This is a genomic window from Kaistia sp. SLG-1 (assembly GCF_059699055.1).
Genome location: NZ_AP048544.1, coordinates 4,130,014 through 4,144,762, shown reverse-complemented (window position 1 = coordinate 4,144,762; position 14,749 = coordinate 4,130,014). Strand labels below are relative to the sequence as shown.

The window sequence follows — 14,749 nt, the reverse complement described above, 5'->3', positions numbered from 1 at the left end:
ATGAGCGCCATCGACACCACCGATGACGCGGCCTTCGTCGCCGCCCTGATCGACACCATGATCCCCGGCGACGGGGATTTCCCGAGCGCCTCGGAAGCGGGCGTCGCGGCGCTGGTCGCGGCGCGCGCCAAAGAGATGCAGGGGCCGGCTTTCCTCACCGGCCTGCGCGAAGCCCTCGACCGTGACGGCGCGCCCTTCGCCGACGCCGAGGAGGCGGAGCGGGTCGCCCGCCTCGCGGCGCATGAGGGGGCGAAGCCGTCCGACGTCCAGGCCGTCTGCGTCGTCCTCTATCTCTCCTACTACGGCGCGGCTTCCGTGAAGGCGGCGATCCGGCGGATGGGGCTGCAATATCCCGACGCGCCGCAGCCGGACGGCTATCGCATGTCGGCGTTCAACGCCCAGGACCCGCTCGAGGCGCCGACGCACCGGCGAGGCCATTTCGTGGCGACGGACGCGGTCACGCGCGTGTCGACGGACGGGCTGGGCGATCTGATGGAGCGGGTCGGATGAGCGCGACGGAGCACAGCAACGATCCGGTCGACGTCGTCGTCATCGGCTCCGGTGTCGGCGGCGCCATCACCTCGATGATCCTGGCCGAGAAGGGCCTCAGGGTCGTCTGCCTGGAGCAGGGCGACTGGGTCGACGATCATCCGCATGGCGATCCCGGCTGGGAGTATCGACGCTTCACCGACTGGGCGCTGTTCCCGAATGAGCGCCGGCGCGCCAACGACTATCCGCTTGATACGCGCGACGAGAAATCGCTGATGTGGAACGGTGTCGGCGGCTCGACCAATCTCTACACCGCCACCTGGCCGCGCTTCCGCCCCTCCGATTTTCGAAAAGGCACCGAGCACGGCCTCGCGCCGGACTGGCCGATCGCCTACGAGGATCTCGCCGAATTCTATGACCGCTCCGACGTCGATTGCGGCGTCGATGGCTTCCTCGGCGACCCGTCCATGCCGGAGCGCGGCCCGTTCCAGACGCCGCCTTGTCCGCGCGGCGAGATGTCCCGCCATGCGGCGCGCGGCTTCGATGAGCTCGGCTGGCACTGGTGGCCGATGCCGACCGCGATCCTCGCCGAGGATTATCTCGGCCGGAACGCCTGCAATAATTGCGGCTACTGCCTGGCGAGCTGCCCGACCGGGGCGCTCGCCGGCATGCATGTCACCCATTGGCCGCGCGCGCTCGCAGCCGGCGTCGAGCTCCGCACCAATGCCCGCGTCGCCCGCATCGAGACGAATGCGGACGGCAAGGCGACCGGCGCGACCTATATCGACCGCGCCAGCGGCGAACGCCGCTTCCAGGCGGCCAAGGTCGTCGTTCTCGCCGGCAACGGCATCGGCACGCCGCGCGTGCTGCTGATGTCCGACTCGGAGGCGCATCCGAATGGGCTCGCTAATTCGTCTGACCAGGTCGGTCGCAATCTGATGCACCACGTGCTCGCCTTCGTCGAGATGTGGCTGGACGAGCCGACCGAGAACCATATGGGCACGGTCGGCGCGACGCTGATCTCGGCGGAATTCGCCGAGACGGACGCCTCGCGCGGCTTCGTCAACGGCACCACGCTGCATCTGGTGCGCCAGCTCGGGGCCGGCATCCAGGCGCTCGGCAGCAATTCTGGCAATCGCGCGCCCTGGGGGCGGGGCCATCACGACTGGTTCCGCCGTCATTTCAGCCATGGTCTGTCCGTGCTCGTCTATGGCGACGACCTTCCGCAGGCGGAAAACCGCGTCACGCTGTCGGACGAGCTTCGGGACAGCTCCGGCCTGCCCGGGGCGAAGATCGACTACAAGCTCTGCGCCAACGACCGCCGGCTGATCGAGTTCGGCATCGAGCGGGCAAAGGATCTCGGCCGGGCGCTCGGTGCCTTCGAGATGAAGGTCAACGATTTTCGCGATGCGGACGGCAACTATGTTCCGAACGCCTGGCACCTCTATGGCACGGCGCGCATGGGCGATGATCCCGCAAGCTCGGTCGTCAACCAGTGGCACCAGGCCTGGGACTGCCCCAACCTGTTCGTGATCGACGGCTCCGTCATGGTGACCGGCGCCGCCGTCAATCCGACCAGCACCATCGCCGCGCTCAGCTACCGCGCGGCCGAAAACCTCGCCGAGCGGTTCGAAGATGCCTGTCTCGGGCGTTCGTTCGTCTGAAAATTGGATCCCCCCGAAGGAATGCATGACATGGGCAAGGTCGAGGCCAAGCTGGACGAAGCGATCGTCATCCGGGATATCGATCCAGGCTCCCACTATATTCGCGACTGGTCGGGCGAGGCGGATGGCAATCCGTCCTTCATCGCGCGGCCCCGCAATGTCGATGAGGTCGTCGACCTCGTGCGCTATTGCGCCGCGAACGGCCTCGCCATCGTGCCGCAGGGCGGCCATACCGGCCTCGTCGAGGGGGCTGCGGCCCGCATCGAGGGCGGCCATGTGCTCGTCAGCCTGGAGCGGATGAACCGTATCCGCGAGATCGACGGTCTGAACTTCAGCGTCGTCGTCGAGGCCGGCTGCGTGCTGGAAGCGCTGCATCAGGCCGTCGAGGCGGAGGATCTGCTCTTCCCGCTGTCGCTCGGCGCCAAGGGCAGCTGCCAGATCGGCGGCAATGTCGCCACCAATGCCGGCGGCATCAACGTGCTGCGCTACGGCATGATGCGCGATCTGGTGCTGGGGCTGGAAGTTGTGCTGCCGGACGGCCGGATCTGGAACGGCCTCAAGAAGCTCCGCAAGGACAATACCGGCTACGACTTGAAGCAGCTCTTCCTCGGCTCCGAGGGCACGCTCGGCATCGTCACGGCGGCGACGCTGAAGCTGTTTCCAAAACCCTCCCAGGTCGAGACGATGTTCCTGGCGGTCTCATCCGCCGAGGCCGCCGTCCGCCTGTTCGCCGCGGCCCGCCGCCAGCTCGCCGACCTGCTCTCCGCCTTCGAGCTGATCTCGGACAAGAGCGTCGCGATGGCGATGACCATGCCTGATATCGTCAATCCGCTGGCGACGTCGTCGCCTTTCTACGTGTTGCTGGAGGCGGCCTCGAGCGGTCCGCTCGATCTCGAGGCGCTGGTCGGCGGGTTCCTCGAATATGCGCTGGAGGAGGGCATGATCCTCGACGGCGTCCGCGCTTCCAGCGCGACGCAGGCACAGAGGATCTGGGCGATCCGCGAGGCGGTGGTCGAGGCGCAGGTCAAGCGCGGCACGCATCTGCGCACCGACGTGTCCGTGCCGATTTCCAGCGTCGCCACCTTCATCGAAGAGGTCGAGGCGGTGCTGGCGGCAACCGTCGGCAACGGCATCGTGCTGACCTATGGCCATATCGGCGACGGCAACATGCATTTCGTCGTCGTGCCGCCGGATGATCTGGCCGGCGAGCCGCGCCGCGCGATGATCGAGGCGAGCGAGACGGCGATCTTCGCGGTGGTCGACCGGTATGAGGGATCGATCAGCGCCGAGCACGGCATCGGCCGCCGAAAGCACCATGCCTTCGCGGACCGGGTTTCGCCGACGCAGCTGGCGCTTCTGCGCACGATCAAGTCGGGCATCGACCCGGCCAATCTGATGAACCCGGGCGCGATCTTCGACTGATCGCGACCGTCGAAAAGACAGGGCTGGCATCAGCCCGTTTCAAGGGAGAGGAAAGACATGAGGCGGATCGGTTTCAAGATGCGGATGAAGCCCGGCTGCGGCGCCGAATACAAGAAGCGCCACGACGAGATCTGGCCGGAGCTCCGCGAGCTGCTCGCCCAGCACGGCGCCCGCGATTACACGATCTTCCTGGACGAAGAGACCAACATCCTGTTCGCGATCAACCACATCGCCGATGGCGCGCGCGCCGACGACTTGAACGCACAGCCGCTGATGCAGAAGTGGTTCGCGCATATGGGCGACATCATGGACACCAATCCCGACGGCACGCCCGTCATGATCCCGCTTCCCGAAGTCTTCCACATGGACTGAAGTTACCCGAATTGAGGTCCCGGCGTCGTTCGGGAGGTTGGAGCTGGCCTGTCGGGCCGGGACCTCGATCGTGACCGGGCTTCGGCCCGGTCACGTGCTTTCGCGATGGATGACGCGGAACGGCATGATCAGCGTTTCCGGCGGGATCACCTCGCCGCCACGCCGCGCCTCGATGGCGCGCAACAGCAACTTGCCCGCCGTTCGGCCGATCTCGACCGCATCGATGGCGACCGTGGTCAGCCGGGGATGGCTGCAGCGCGACACCTCGAAATCGCCGAAGCCAGCGATGGCGATCCGCCCCGGCACCGCCCAGCCGCGGCGGTGGCATTCCATCAGCGCGCCGAAGGCCGATAGGTCCGAGACGCAGATGGCGGCGTCAACCTCCGGCCATTGCGTGACCAGCTGCACGATCGCCTCGGCCCCTTGCGCCATCGAGATCGGCGGACTGCCGAACGAGATGATGCGGGCCTGCGGCAGGCCGAGCTCCGCGATCGCCTGGCTGTAGCCGAGGCGGCGGTCAGCGCCGCGCGTGTCGCGGTTGGTGGTGCCGCCGATGAAGCCGATATTGCGATAGCCCTCTGCGTAGAGATCATGCACCAGGGCGCGGATCGCCGCCGCGTTCGAGAAGCCGACGACATGCTCGACCGGCTTCTCCGGCAGGTCCCAGGTCTCGATCACGGGAATGCCGATGGCGTCGAGCTGGCGCCGGCAGCGGGCGCTGTGCGATCCGCCGGTCAGGATGATCCCCTCCGGCCGCCGCGTCAGCATCGATTCCAGCAGCGTCTCCTCCTTCTCGACGAGATAGTCGGTGTGGCCAAGCAGGAGCTGCAGTCCGCTGCCCTCGATCGCCTCCGTGACGCCGCGCACCGTGTCGGAGAAGTTCGAATTGTTGACGGACGGAATGAGCGTCGCGATGAAGCCGGAGCGCTTCGATGACAGGGTTCCGGCTGTCTGGTCGAGCACATAGCCGAGCTCGTCGATCGCGGTCATGATCCGCCGTCGCGTCTCCTCGGAGATCGGGCTGCCCTTCTTCAGGGCGCGCGACACCGTCATCGTCGAGACGCCGGCGCGCTCGGCGACGTCGGCCATCGTTGGCTGGCTCTTCGGCGTTCTTCCGGGAGGGACGGTCGACATTCTCTCTACCTGATGCCTGGGCGCGCGGGCGCCTCCGGTGAAGTACGAAAAAAGGCCGGTCGTGATCCTGCGAGTTCAAGCCGGAGCGGCGTCGTTACCGCAGTCCGGCGGGGAGTGCCAGAGCTTGTCGTGGGGCGATGGATGCCCCGCGAGACCGTATCCGGCGGCCGCGCGAGGCGGCCGCCGGTCTCAGCGAGCGATCAGTGGACGCCCCAGATCTTCTTGTATTCGTCGCGATAGCCGTTGTCGGGATCGAACACGTTCTTCGGGCCGCCGTCGAAGGCGACGTTATCGGGCGTCACCAGATGGACGCCCGGGACATAGCCGGACCACTTTTCGCCGGCGAAGGCGCGGTTCAGCTCGTCGATCAGCTGCCAGCCCTGCATGGCGAGCGGCTCCGGCACGGTCGCGGCCTGATGGTCTCCGGCGCGGATGCGCTGGTAGGCCGATTCCGAGCCGTCGCCGGCCGAGATGTTCTGCGGGTCGCCGTTACCGGCGATGCCGGCCGCCTGCAGCGCCGGCGGCATGAAGTCGAAATAGAGGTCGTTGATGGCGAGGGAATGGGTCCACTTGGCGCCGTTCTGCTGCAGGAGCGTCGTGGTCAGCTGCGGGATGCGGGTCGAGACGTCGGCGAGCGGCGTGTCCTGGAAGGAGACGACCGTGCAGCCGGCGCACTTCTTGATCCATTCTTCCATCGCGCGGCCCTTGGCGATGGCGATCGCATAGGTCGAGTCGGCGAAGACGACGACGCCGGCCTTGCCGTCGGAATCGGCGACCGCCTTCATCGCCGCGACCTTGGCGACTTCCATCGCGTCGGTGGTGACGTTGGCGAAGATCGGCGTGCCTTCGAGCGGGCCGGGGACGGGGCCGGAGTGCCAGCCGACCATCAGGATGCCTTCCTTGGCAGCGCCTTCGAGGCCGGCCTTCTGCTCGACCGCGTCGCTGCCGCCGACGATGATCGCGTCCGGCTTGAGCGCGATGGCCTGGGAGAGCGCCGTGGCCTGGCCGGAGACGGTGCCCTGGCCGTCGATCTCGCGATAGTCCCAGCCGATGGCGGCGGCTGCTTCCTTGGCGCCCTGCGAAACGCCCAGGATCCCGCCATTGCGCATGTCGCCAGCGACATAGACGATCGTCTTCTTGCCGACGGCCTTCGGGCCGGTGGTCGGGCCGTCCCATTTGTCGGCGCGGCCGGCGGCCTTGGCGACGATGGCCTTCGCCTCGTCGACGATGGCGTCGGCATGCGCCAGCATCGGGATGGCCATCAGCGCGACGGCGCTGGCGGCGGCGAAGAGCAGATTGCGTGACTTCATGAAGGTCCCTCCGAGTTGCGACGGGTTTCTTAAGCGCCCGTCTTTTTGAATGGCTTGCTGCTGGCGCCGCGGCGGCGCTGGGCGTAGCCGGCGATGCCGATGGCGATCAGCAGGGTCACACCGTTGAACATCGGCTCGACCCAGAACGAGCCGCCGAACTGCTGGATGCCGGCGATGCCGACCGCGAGGATCGCGACGCCGGCGAGCGTGCCCCAGACATTGACGCGGCCGGGCTTGATCGTCGTCGAGCCGAGGAAAGCGCCGACCAGCGCCGGCAGCAGATATTCGAGGCCGACGCTGGCCTGGCCGATGCGGAGCTTCGAGGCGAGCAACACGCCGGCGACCGCGGTGAGCGCGCCCGAGGCGATGAAGGCGCCCATTGTGTAGCGCTGGACCGGAATGCCGTTCAGGGCGGCGGCCTTCGGGTTGGCGCCGATGGCGTAGAGATAGCGGCCGACCGGCAGGTGCTCGAGGATCAGCCACATGACGATGGCGAGCGCGATCACGTAGTAACCGGTGATCGGCAGGCCGAAGACCATCGTCCCGTTCAGCGCCAGGAAGCCTTGCGGCAGCTGCGCTACCACCTGGCGGCCGCCCGTATGCCAGAGCGCGATGGCGTAGAGCACGGTGCCGGTGCCGAGCGTGGCGATGAAGCTATCGATGCGGGCGACCTCGACCAGCAGGCCGTTCAAGAGGCCGACGCAGGCGCCGAGGACGATGACGATCAGCACGGCGAAGGGCCAGGGAATGCCGGCCATGGTCTGCAGGCTGATCGCCAGGATGTGCCAGAGCACGATGCCGTAGCCAACCGTCAGGTCGATCTTGCCGGCGGCCATCGGGATCATGGCGGCGAGCGACAGCAGCGCGATGATCGCCTTGTCCGAGATGATCGACCGCACGTTCAGCATGGTCGGGAAGGTCTGCGGCAGGATGAGCGAGAAGAGAACGATCAGCAGGACCAGCAGGATCGGTAGCCCGTAGACCGGAATGCGCCGGCGCAGACGTTCGCCGAACGAAGCGTTTTCCAGTTCGCTGCGGGTCGGTTCCAGCGCATCGGAGCGGACGGAGTTCATGGACATGGGCGAGCTTCCTGGAGCGTTTTCGAGCGAAGTGGGTGCCGGTTCGCGTGAAGAAAACGCGACAAAACGAAGGGTTCTAGGCTGCTTCCGAGGCGGAGGCCGCGGTGATCACGGTTTCGGTGGTGAGGGCGGGACCGGTCAGCTCGGCGATGATCCGGCCCCGGTTGAAGACGAGCGCCCGGTGGCAGATATGGGCGATTTCCTCGAAATCGGTCGAGACGACGACGACGGCGAGGCCCTTTTCCAGCGCCTGCGCGATCAGCCGGTAGATCTCGGCCTTGGCACCGACATCGACGCCGGCGGTCGGGTCCTCGGCGATCAGCAGGCGGCGGTTGGTGGCGAGCCAGCGGCCCACGACCACCTTCTGCTGGTTGCCGCCGGAAAGTCCCTCGATCGGCAAGTCGGGATCGTTGGGGCGTAGGCCGACCGACGCGCCGAGCGCGATCGCCTTGCGGGCCTCGGCGCGCGGCGAAAGATAGGAGAGCAGGCCGCGGCCGATGGCGGCCGGGTTCAAGAAGGCGTTCTCGCGGACGCTTAGCGAGAAGGCCACCGATTCCTCGGTCCGGTCGCGCGCCACCAGTCCGATGCCGGAATTGAGCGCCGCGCGGGGCGAGGAAAGGTCCGGCGCTTCGCCGTCGATCCGGATCGAGCCGCGATGTGGGGCGGCGCCGAACAGGGCGCGGCCGATCTCTTCCTGGCCAGCGCCGCGCAGGCCGACGAGGCCGAGCAGCTCACCCTGGCGGATGTCGAAGCTGACCGGGCCGGCGGAGGGCGTTTCGAGATCCTGGACGGCGACGCGGATTTCGCCCGAGCCGAGCTCGCCCTTCTTGAACAGCTCCAGCGTCGTCGAGCCGACGATCAGGCTGACCAGCTCGTCCGGCGTCGTCTCGGAAACCGGCTTCTCGCCGACCTTGAGCCCGTCGCGCATGACGACGACGCGGTCGGCGATGCGGAAGATCTCGTCGAGCCGGTGCGAGACATAGATCATGCCGACGCCGCGGGCGCGGAGGCGGCGGATCGCCTCGAACAGGCGTTCCACCTCGTCGGCCGGAAGGCTGGCGGTCGGCTCGTCGAGGACGAGGAAATCGCAGTCGACGACGAGCGCGCGGGCGATCGCCACCAGCGACTTTTCGGTACGGCTCAGGCTGTGCACCCGCGTCGTCGGATCGATGTCGCAGCCGACCAGCTCCAGCGCCGTCGCGGCGCGCTGTTCGGTGCTCTTCCAGTCGATCAGCGCGCGGCCGGAGAAACCCTGGGCGAGGCCCATGTTCTCGGCGACCGTCATCCATTCGACGAGACCGAGATCCTGATGGATGAAGGCGACCTTCTGCCGTTCGCCGCGCGCATGGGCTCGGTGGCGGTACGGCTCGCCGCCAATGGTGACATGGCCGCTGTCGGCGCGGAAAATGCCGCCCAGAATCTTGATCAGCGTCGACTTGCCGGCGCCGTTCTCGCCGAGCAGCGCCACGACCTCGCCGCGCGCCACGTCAAAGCTCACGCCCTTCAGCGCTCGCGTGCCGCCAAACGCCTTGGCGACATCGTCGAAGCGGAGGACACCCCCGTCGGCCATGCTTTCATCCTCCCGGATGCGGGCGGCACCGCTATCGTTCCCATCCGGCTCTTTGTCCGGTTATCCTTGTTATCGATAACAAGAAGCGGGGTGTCAAGCGTCGCTGACGAAAGGTTATGGCCGGCGAAGACTTTGAGGCGGAATCGGCAAGGAGGCGCTGAACTTTCATGCCGGGAGAGGAGGGCGGCCTCGCGGGCCGCCTTCCTCTTCGGAAGTTCGCTCAGAGGCTGGCGGTGATGCCGCCGTCGACATAGAGGATGTGGCCGTTGACGAAGCTGGAGGCGTCGGAGGCGAGGAAGATCGCCGCGCCCGCCAGCTCCTGGACGTCGCCCCAGCGGCCGGCCGGCGTGCGGTTGGCGAGCCAGGCCGAGAAGGTCTCGTCGGCGACCAGCGCGGCGTTCAACTCGGTCTTGAAATAGCCGGGGCCGATGCCGTTGACCTGGAGGCCGTAGCGGGCCCAGTCGGTCGCCATGCCCTTGGTCAGCATCTTCACGGCGCCCTTGGTCGCGGTGTAGGGGGCGATGCCGGGCCGCGCCAGTTCGCTCTGCACCGAGCCGACATTGATGATCTTGCCGCGTCCGCGCGGGATCATCCGCCGGCCGACTGCCTGGCCGACCAGGTAGACGCTGTCGATGTTGGTGGCGGTGATCTTGCGCCACGCTTCGAGCGGGAAGTCCTGCAGCGGAGTCCTGTGCTGCATGCCGGCATTGTTGACGAGGATGTCGATCGGCCCGATCTCGGTCTCGATCTTCTCGATGCCGGCGGTCACCGCGTCCGGGTCGGTGACGTCGAAGGCGGCGGTGCTGACGTCATAGCCCTTGGCGGCGAGCGCGGCGCGGGCTTCCTCCAGCTTGGCCGCGTCGCGGGCGTTGAGCACGATGCGGGCTCCGGCCGAGGCTAGCGCGTCGGCGATGGCGAAGCCGATGCCCTTGCTGGCGCCGGTGACGAGGGCCAGTCGCCCGCTGAGATCGAACAGGTTCACGCGATCACTCCCTGAAATCATGCTGTTGGTGATGGGGTGGGCGGATTGGGTATCGATAACATTCGGGTGTCAAGCGGGCGCCTGCCGGTCCCGGCGCTGGCATCCCGCGCCGCCGGCTGTACAAAGGCGGCGTCCGAACCGGACGCGGGCGAGCCATGCAAGGCCGCGACCCGCATTGCGACAGGAAGCTGGGAGTGGGCGTGACAGAAACGATCTATGGCGGCGGATGCCTCTGCGGTTGGATTCGGTATGAGGCGATCGGCCCGGCTGACTATCCGCACACCTGCTCCTGCCGACAGTGCCAGCAGCATACCGGCGCGCTCACGGCGGCCTGGGCGGGGTTTCCGCGCGACAGCGTGCGCTGGACGGGGCCGGGCGGCGCGCCCGCGACCTTCCGCTCGTCGGAGATCACCCGCCGGGCGTTCTGCCCGAAATGCGGCAGCTCGATCGGCGCCCTCGACGACGCGCCAACCATCGAGCTGCTGATCGGCGGGTTCGACGAGCCGGATCAGGCGGCACTGCGGCCGCGGGGGCATTCGTTCGTGGATCGCCGGCCCGGCTGGTGGCATCTCGATACCGGGGCCGTCGAGCCGGAAGCGGACGAGCCGTCGTGATTCCGGGTGGGCGAAGTGACTCGGCTTGCCTTGCCGCCACTTCGTGATATCGATAACAAAAATCGGATCAGGGAGAGACGCCATGCGCGCCGTCGTCATTCATGCCGCCCGTGACCTCCGGGTCGAGGACCGGGAAACCGGCGCCATGGGGCCGGGCGAGGTCACGGTCCGGATCGAGGCGGGCGGCATCTGCGGCTCCGACCTGCACTATTACCAGCATGGCGGCTTCGGTACGGTGAAGCTGCGCGAGCCGATGATCCTCGGCCACGAGGTCGCCGGCACGGTAACCGCGGTCGCGCCGGACGTCACCCGCGTCAAGCCGGGCGACCGTGTCGCCGTCAACCCGTCTCGCCCCTGCCGCGCCTGTCGCTACTGCTACGAGGGCCTGCCGAACCAGTGCCTCAACATGCGCTTCTACGGCAGTGCCATGCCGATGCCGCACATCCAGGGCGCGTTCCGGCAGGAACTCGTCTGCATGGCGATCCAGTGCGAGAAGGGCGACCAGGCCACGGTCGCTGAGCTGGCGATGGCCGAGCCCTTCGCTGTGACGCTGCATGCGCTGTCGCGGGCGCCGTCGCTGCTTGGCAAGCGCGTGCTGGTCACCGGCTGCGGCCCGATCGGCGCGCTCGTCGTTGCCGCTGCCCGTTTCCACGGCGCGGCTGAGATCATCGTCACCGACGTCGTCGACGAGCCGCTCGCCTTTGCCCGCGAATTGGGCGCCGACCGCACCATCAACATCGCGACCGAACCCGAGGCGCTGGCGGCGCTCGGTGTCGACAAGGGCACGGTCGGCGTGATGTTCGAATGCTCGGGCAATGAGCGGGCGCTCCGCTCCGGCCTCGAGGTGGTGCAGCCGCGCGGCACCATCGTGCAGGTCGGCCTCGGTGGCGAGCTGTCGCTGCCGCAGAACGTCGTGGTGGCGAAGGAGATCGCGCTCACCGGTTCGTTCCGCTTCCACGACGAGTTCGCGCTGGCGGTGAAGCTGATCGACGCGCGCAAGGTCGATTTGAGGCCGCTGCTCACCGGCAGCTTCGGCATCGAGGACGCGGTGGAAGCGTTCGAAACGGCGGGTGATCGCAAGCGCGCCATGAAGGTCCAGCTCGCCTTCTGACCGCCCGTCAGCGGCGATTTCGCCGGGGCGGGGAGGGCTCGGGCTCGTCCCAATCCTCCTCGTCGTCGTCATGTTCGGGATGCCGATGGTGTTCGCGATCCGTCGGGTGGTCGACGTCGTCGTCCGTCTCGTCTTCGTCCTCTTCCTCGAACGCTTCGTCCTCCTCCTCCTCGTCCGGCTCAGGGGCCGGGCGGGGGCGACGGGACATGTAGCGCAGGATGCAGGCATTGATCGCCACGGCGAGGACGAGCAGCAGGAAGTTCAGGTAGGCGCTGGAGCTGTCGATCCACCAGGTGAGCAGCACGCTCCATGGCAGGCCGAGAACCAGCGGCAGCAGGGCGGCCAGCGGGTTGGTCGCGACGACGCCGATCGCGCTCAGGGGAACCAGCAGGATCGCGAAGGCGGCCCAGGCGACATAGATCAGAAAGAGGAGGCGAAGAACGCGCCAGCGCATTGTTGTCCGGTGAAAACGTGTGTCGGGGCTTGGCCATCCGGCGCCGCAATGGCGGCCGCGCCTAGGCTCCGCCTGATCTCATCTTATCCGCCCAGGCTTTCCAGAGTCTTGCCTGTGTCGGGAGCGGGGGACGGGGCATCGGGGCGGATTTTTCTGCGGCCTGCCTATTTTCTGGATTGCGATGCCTCGTTTTTCATCACGGCTTCGCTTAGAAGTGCGGGCCCGCACGAATGCGATGCCCGAACCCCCGGCCCTGCAGCATGCCTCGTCGCCTCCAACATTTCGTCACCCGCCATGAAGTGCGGACCGGCAGTTTCCTGTCGCACCTGAAGTCGGGGCTTGGCGGCGCGCTTGGCATCGGCGCGGTCGGCGCGCTCGCCGTGACGACGCACCAGCCCTTCCTGCTGGCGCCGTTCGGCGCCTCGGCCGTGCTGCTCTTCGGCCATCCGGCCAGCCCGCTGGCGCAGCCGGCCAACGTGATCGGCGGCTATTTCGTCGCGACGCTGGTGACGCTCCTGGTGCTGATGCTGTTTCCCGGCGCCTGGGTCGCGGCGGCGGTCGGCGTCGGCCTCGTCATCGCGCTGATGTCGATGCTCCGCATCACACATCCGCCGGCGGGCGCGATCCCGATCCTCGCCGCCACCTCGACCATTCAGGGCGGCACGCTGTTCGGTGTCGTGCTCGGTGGCAGCATCGGCCTCGTCGGCGTCGCCTCGCTGCATCACTGGCTGCCGCCAAGGCACGAATATCCGAAGCGCCCGCCGGCCAAGGATATCGCCGCGCCCTGAAATTTGGGTGTGCTGTTGCATAAATCCCGCCGAAACGCCGACTTCCTCGGCTATGATCGGCGCCATGCAGAACATTATTTCCGTCGCGAATCTCTCGAAAGTCTATGCGTCAGGCTTCGAGGCGCTGAAAGGCGTGACGCTCGACATCCGTCGGGGCGAGATCTTTGCGCTGCTCGGGCCGAACGGCGCCGGCAAGACCACCCTGATCAGCATCATCTGCGGCCTCGTCAATCCGTCGACCGGCCGCGTCACGGCTGACGGCCATGACGTCGTCACCGACTATCGCGCCGCCCGCGCGCAGATCGGCCTGGTGCCGCAGGAGCTGACGACGGACGCCTTCGAGACCGTCTGGGCGACCGTCAGCTTCAGCCGGGGGCTGTTCGGCAAGCCCGCCAATCCGGCTCATATCGAGAAGATCCTGCGGGACCTTTCGCTCTGGGACAAGAAGGATTCGAAGCTCCGGACGCTCTCCGGCGGCATGAAGCGGCGCGTGATGATCGCCAAGGCGTTGTCACACGAGCCGCAGATCCTGTTCCTCGACGAGCCGACCGCCGGCGTTGACGTCGAGCTCCGGCGCGACATGTGGGAGGTGGTGCGGCAGCTCCGGGCGAGCGGCGTCACCATCATCCTGACGACGCACTATATCGAGGAAGCCGAGGAGATGGCCGACCGCATCGGCGTCATCCATCGGGGGCGGATCATCCTGGTCGAGGAAAAGGCCGAGCTGATGCGCAAGCTCGGCAAGAAGCAGCTGACGCTGCAACTGCAGGAGCCGCTGGCGAATGTGCCGGACGGGCTCGACGCCTATGGTCTGCAGCTCGGCGACGAAGGCAACGAGCTGATCTACAGCTACGACGCTGACGCCGAGCAGAAGGGTATCGCCGACGTTCTTCGCGCGCTCGGCGCCGCGGGGATCCATTACAAGGATCTGCAGACGAGCCAGCGCTCGCTCGAGGAGATCTTCGTCAGCCTGGTGAGTGAGCGTTCATGAATTTCTACGCGATCCGCGCGATCTATCTCTTCGAGATGGCGCGAACCGGCCGCACGCTGCTGCAGAGCATCGTCGCGCCGGTGCTTTCCACCTCGCTCTACTTCATCGTCTTCGGCGCGGCGATCGGTTCGCACATGAAGGCGATCGACGGCATCGGCTACGGCTCGTTCATCGTGCCCGGCCTGATCATGCTGACGCTTCTGACACAGAGCATCTCCAACGCCTCCTTCGCGATCTACTTCCCGAAATTCGTCGGCACGGTCTACGAGGTGCTGTCGGCGCCGATCTCGCCTTTCGAGATCGTCATCGGCTATGTCGGCGCGGCGGCGACGAAGTCGATCCTGCTCGCCCTGATCATCCTGGCGACGGCCGGCCTGTTCGTGCCGCTCGAGATTCAGCATCCGTTCTGGATGCTGCTGTTCCTCGTGCTGACGGCCGTCACCTTCAGCCTGTTCGGCTTCATTATCGGCATCTGGGCGGACGGCTTCGAGAAATTGCAGCTGGTGCCGCTGCTGATCGTCACGCCGCTGACCTTCCTCGGCGGCAGTTTCTATTCGATCTCGATGCTGCCGCCGGTCTGGCAGACCGTCGCGCTGTTTAATCCGGTTGTCTACCTGGTCTCGGGCTTCCGCTGGAGCTTCTTCGGCACGGCCGACGTGAACGTCGCCGTCAGCCTGACGATGACGCTGGCGTTTCTGGTCGCCTGCCTCGCCATCGTCACCTGGATCTTCCGGACGGGCTATCGCCTGAAGAGCTGAATGCTCGACAT

At 67.0% G+C, this 14,749-nt stretch carries 15 protein-coding genes; 9 read left to right on the top strand and 6 right to left on the bottom strand.

What is annotated here, in order from left to right:
• From AC6HZP_RS19185 to rhaM, 4 genes are read left to right on the top strand one after another with little or no spacing between them, the layout of a single operon-like run.
• Entirely contained in the window at positions 1 to 510 is a 510-nt protein-coding gene (locus AC6HZP_RS19185) for a gluconate 2-dehydrogenase subunit 3 family protein (protein WP_497524132.1), read from the top strand.
• Positions 507 to 2,153 carry a GMC family oxidoreductase gene (locus AC6HZP_RS19180; RefSeq protein WP_497524131.1) on the top strand — a complete coding sequence of 549 codons (1,647 nt, stop codon included), beginning with the start codon at positions 507 to 509 and terminating at the stop codon, positions 2,151 to 2,153. Before AC6HZP_RS19185 ends, AC6HZP_RS19180 begins: the two co-directional genes overlap by 4 nt.
• Positions 2,154 to 2,183: 30 nt before the next feature.
• Positions 2,184 to 3,575, top strand: a complete 1,392-nt coding sequence (locus tag AC6HZP_RS19175) for an FAD-binding oxidoreductase (protein ID WP_497524130.1) — start codon at positions 2,184 to 2,186, stop codon at positions 3,573 to 3,575.
• Positions 3,576 to 3,632: 57 nt separating this feature from the next.
• Positions 3,633 to 3,947, top strand: coding sequence for an L-rhamnose mutarotase (gene rhaM, locus AC6HZP_RS19170; protein ID WP_497524129.1), 315 nt, complete (start codon positions 3,633 to 3,635; stop codon positions 3,945 to 3,947).
• Positions 3,948 to 4,037: 90 nt separating this feature from the next.
• On the opposite strand, the gene AC6HZP_RS19165 is transcribed toward rhaM, so the two are convergent.
• From AC6HZP_RS19165 to AC6HZP_RS19145, 5 genes are all read right to left on the bottom strand, one after another.
• Positions 4,038 to 5,036, bottom strand: a complete 999-nt coding sequence (locus AC6HZP_RS19165) for a LacI family DNA-binding transcriptional regulator (protein ID WP_201404534.1) — start codon at positions 5,034 to 5,036, stop codon at positions 4,038 to 4,040.
• Positions 5,037 to 5,281: 245 nt separating this feature from the next.
• Positions 5,282 to 6,391 (bottom strand): substrate-binding domain-containing protein, encoded by a 1,110-nt coding sequence (locus tag AC6HZP_RS19160; RefSeq protein ID WP_497524128.1) that lies wholly within the window; start codon positions 6,389 to 6,391, stop codon positions 5,282 to 5,284.
• A 29-nt stretch (positions 6,392 to 6,420) separates the two neighbouring features.
• Positions 6,421 to 7,464, bottom strand: coding sequence for an ABC transporter permease (locus AC6HZP_RS19155; protein WP_497526828.1), 1,044 nt, complete (start codon positions 7,462 to 7,464; stop codon positions 6,421 to 6,423).
• Positions 7,465 to 7,546: 82 nt separating this feature from the next.
• Positions 7,547 to 9,040 (bottom strand): sugar ABC transporter ATP-binding protein, encoded by a 1,494-nt coding sequence (locus AC6HZP_RS19150; protein ID WP_497524127.1) that lies wholly within the window; start codon positions 9,038 to 9,040, stop codon positions 7,547 to 7,549.
• 220 nt (positions 9,041 to 9,260) lie between these two features.
• A complete protein-coding gene (locus AC6HZP_RS19145; RefSeq protein ID WP_201400595.1) occupies positions 9,261 to 10,043 on the bottom strand; it encodes an SDR family oxidoreductase in 783 nt (260 codons plus the stop codon).
• 179 nt (positions 10,044 to 10,222) lie between these two features.
• Here AC6HZP_RS19145 and AC6HZP_RS19140 point away from each other — a divergent pair, with 179 nt between their 5' ends.
• Positions 10,223 to 10,636: a GFA family protein gene (locus AC6HZP_RS19140; RefSeq protein WP_497524126.1), complete on the top strand. Its 414-nt coding sequence runs from the start codon at positions 10,223 to 10,225 to the stop codon at positions 10,634 to 10,636.
• Between the two features lie 82 nt (positions 10,637 to 10,718).
• Positions 10,719 to 11,747 (top strand): L-idonate 5-dehydrogenase, encoded by a 1,029-nt coding sequence (locus AC6HZP_RS19135; RefSeq protein WP_497524125.1) that lies wholly within the window; start codon positions 10,719 to 10,721, stop codon positions 11,745 to 11,747.
• A 7-nt stretch (positions 11,748 to 11,754) separates the two neighbouring features.
• Here AC6HZP_RS19135 and AC6HZP_RS19130 read toward each other — a convergent pair whose 3' ends face one another.
• The gene (locus AC6HZP_RS19130; RefSeq protein ID WP_497524124.1) at positions 11,755 to 12,201 is read right to left on the bottom strand and encodes a hypothetical protein; all 447 of its coding nucleotides are present in this window, start codon (positions 12,199 to 12,201) and stop codon (positions 11,755 to 11,757) included.
• Positions 12,202 to 12,461: 260 nt separating this feature from the next.
• On the opposite strand from AC6HZP_RS19130, the gene AC6HZP_RS19125 reads away from it, so the two are divergent.
• The 3 genes from AC6HZP_RS19125 (at position 12,462) to AC6HZP_RS19115 (ending at position 14,738) form a co-directional block, all read left to right on the top strand.
• Complete coding sequence (locus tag AC6HZP_RS19125; RefSeq protein ID WP_244669554.1) at positions 12,462 to 12,989, top strand: HPP family protein; 528 nt, start codon at positions 12,462 to 12,464, stop codon at positions 12,987 to 12,989.
• Positions 12,990 to 13,053: 64 nt separating this feature from the next.
• On the top strand, positions 13,054 to 13,980 hold the full coding sequence (locus AC6HZP_RS19120) for an ABC transporter ATP-binding protein (RefSeq protein ID WP_497524123.1): 927 nt from the start codon (positions 13,054 to 13,056) through the stop codon (positions 13,978 to 13,980).
• On the top strand, positions 13,977 to 14,738 hold the full coding sequence (locus AC6HZP_RS19115; protein ID WP_497524122.1) for an ABC transporter permease: 762 nt from the start codon (positions 13,977 to 13,979) through the stop codon (positions 14,736 to 14,738). The genes AC6HZP_RS19120 and AC6HZP_RS19115 overlap by 4 nt, the downstream gene beginning before the upstream one ends.
• Positions 14,739 to 14,749: the final 11 nt, after the last annotated feature.

What these genes read in the sequence shown, in the direction of transcription:
- AC6HZP_RS19185 (WP_497524132.1), top strand. Translation starts at nt 1, where the DNA reads ATGAGCGCCATCGACACCACCGATGACGCGGCCTTCGTCGCCGCCCTG.
- AC6HZP_RS19180 (WP_497524131.1), top strand. Translation starts at nt 507, where the DNA reads ATGAGCGCGACGGAGCACAGCAACGATCCGGTCGACGTCGTCGTCATC.
- AC6HZP_RS19175 (WP_497524130.1), top strand. Translation starts at nt 2,184, where the DNA reads ATGGGCAAGGTCGAGGCCAAGCTGGACGAAGCGATCGTCATCCGGGAT.
- rhaM (WP_497524129.1), top strand. Translation starts at nt 3,633, where the DNA reads ATGAGGCGGATCGGTTTCAAGATGCGGATGAAGCCCGGCTGCGGCGCC.
- AC6HZP_RS19165 (WP_201404534.1), bottom strand. Translation starts at nt 5,036, where the DNA reads ATGGCCGACGTCGCCGAGCGCGCCGGCGTCTCGACGATGACGGTGTCG.
- AC6HZP_RS19160 (WP_497524128.1), bottom strand. Translation starts at nt 6,391, where the DNA reads ATGAAGTCACGCAATCTGCTCTTCGCCGCCGCCAGCGCCGTCGCGCTG.
- AC6HZP_RS19155 (WP_497526828.1), bottom strand. Translation starts at nt 7,464, where the DNA reads ATGAACTCCGTCCGCTCCGATGCGCTGGAACCGACCCGCAGCGAACTG.
- AC6HZP_RS19150 (WP_497524127.1), bottom strand. Translation starts at nt 9,040, where the DNA reads ATGGCCGACGGGGGTGTCCTCCGCTTCGACGATGTCGCCAAGGCGTTT.
- AC6HZP_RS19145 (WP_201400595.1), bottom strand. Translation starts at nt 10,043, where the DNA reads ATGATTTCAGGGAGTGATCGCGTGAACCTGTTCGATCTCAGCGGGCGA.
- AC6HZP_RS19135 (WP_497524125.1), top strand. Translation starts at nt 10,719, where the DNA reads ATGCGCGCCGTCGTCATTCATGCCGCCCGTGACCTCCGGGTCGAGGAC.
- AC6HZP_RS19130 (WP_497524124.1), bottom strand. Translation starts at nt 12,201, where the DNA reads ATGCGCTGGCGCGTTCTTCGCCTCCTCTTTCTGATCTATGTCGCCTGG.
- AC6HZP_RS19125 (WP_244669554.1), top strand. Translation starts at nt 12,462, where the DNA reads ATGCCTCGTCGCCTCCAACATTTCGTCACCCGCCATGAAGTGCGGACC.
- AC6HZP_RS19120 (WP_497524123.1), top strand. Translation starts at nt 13,054, where the DNA reads ATGCAGAACATTATTTCCGTCGCGAATCTCTCGAAAGTCTATGCGTCA.
- AC6HZP_RS19115 (WP_497524122.1), top strand. Translation starts at nt 13,977, where the DNA reads ATGAATTTCTACGCGATCCGCGCGATCTATCTCTTCGAGATGGCGCGA.